1 protein-coding gene is annotated in these 1151 nt (G+C 38.8%); it reads left to right on the top strand.

Going from position 1 to position 1151, the window contains the following annotated elements:
* Nucleotides 1-918 (top strand): RHS repeat-associated core domain-containing protein (locus tag QMG11_RS19985; RefSeq protein WP_281838224.1); only part of this gene is annotated, 918 nt, incomplete at its 5' end.
* Nucleotides 919-1151 lie beyond the last annotated feature (233 nt).

The following is a 1151-nucleotide window of genomic DNA, read 5'->3' as shown; positions in this document are numbered from 1 at the left end:
GCAGATGAGAGTGGAGTAAAGAGAGGGGAATTTAATTACTCCGACTTTGGAGAGACAGCAGTATCGGGAAATGTAGGGGATATAAGGTACAGGTACACGGGACAGGAGTGGGATGAGGAAGCAGGGGAGTACAACTACCTGGCAAGGGAGTATGACCCTGCAACGGGAAGGTTTAACAGTCTAGACCCAGCAAGGGAAGGGATTAGCCCCTATGAGTATGCAAGAAGTAACCCTATTAACTATGTAGACCCAGATGGTAAGGCTCCTAAGATTATAAAATGGAAATACACTGTAACTCTAGATTCAATTTTAAGTAGTCCTCCAATAGGTAAGAGTCAAGGTTTAAAACTAATACAGCGTCCCGCAAAAGGGTACGGAGGTGCTTTTCAGCGACTTTGGGTACAGAAAGGAAGGGTTGGAGGTATCAGTCATAGAACTAGGGTTACTTTAGATGAGCTTGAAGGTAAATATCACTTTGCTATGTCTAGTGAGCTGATAACTTATGTCAAAGAAGTCCTTGTAGGTGACCAGAGTCACTACACTATAATTGAAGAAATGAATGGTCGAAATCCTGAGTTAAATATAGGTGAAACCTCTTTATTAGGAATTATGAAGATTAGGGATGGTATGATTAAAAAGATAAAAATAAAATCCTATTCTCATGAGATAAACGATCCAGAATTAATGAAACTGAGAGTTGAAAAAATGTTAGGAGCGCTCTATGGAGGGGAAGACGTCCCTATGAAATTAAGAGAAAGAGAAATTAAAGTTCACATAAATGTTAATGGCGAGGTTGGTGAACTGCCTTCTTATGAAGTTGCTACTAAGGGACTTCCTTCGTATCAAGAAGCAACCAGATTTGCACCGGGGGAATATTTAGGAGAGGGAGCAAGAGTGAGGCTGCCAAGAATAGAGTAACTTCTTACTATGAAATCTTTTTATTAGAAGGTTTCTTATAAAACAAAAGAGCAAGATTTTAGTAGCTTTCTTAAATCAGCTTCTTTTAAATTAGACGTTTATCCATCTTTTGGAGTAACTCAAGAATAAAGTTAAGGAGGGAAAATGAAATATATTCATGGATTAGGATGGCTGCCCTTGGTAGAAGTAAATGAAAATGGCGTTTCTAAGATAAACATATTTGATGGTAGCGG

Origin of the sequence: Propionigenium maris DSM 9537, from assembly GCF_027925155.1 — a bacterium.
Classification (GTDB): domain Bacteria; phylum Fusobacteriota; class Fusobacteriia; order Fusobacteriales; family Fusobacteriaceae; genus Propionigenium; species Propionigenium maris.
Note: the sequence above shows the minus strand (reverse complement) of the source record. Positions and strands in the feature narration are given on the sequence as shown.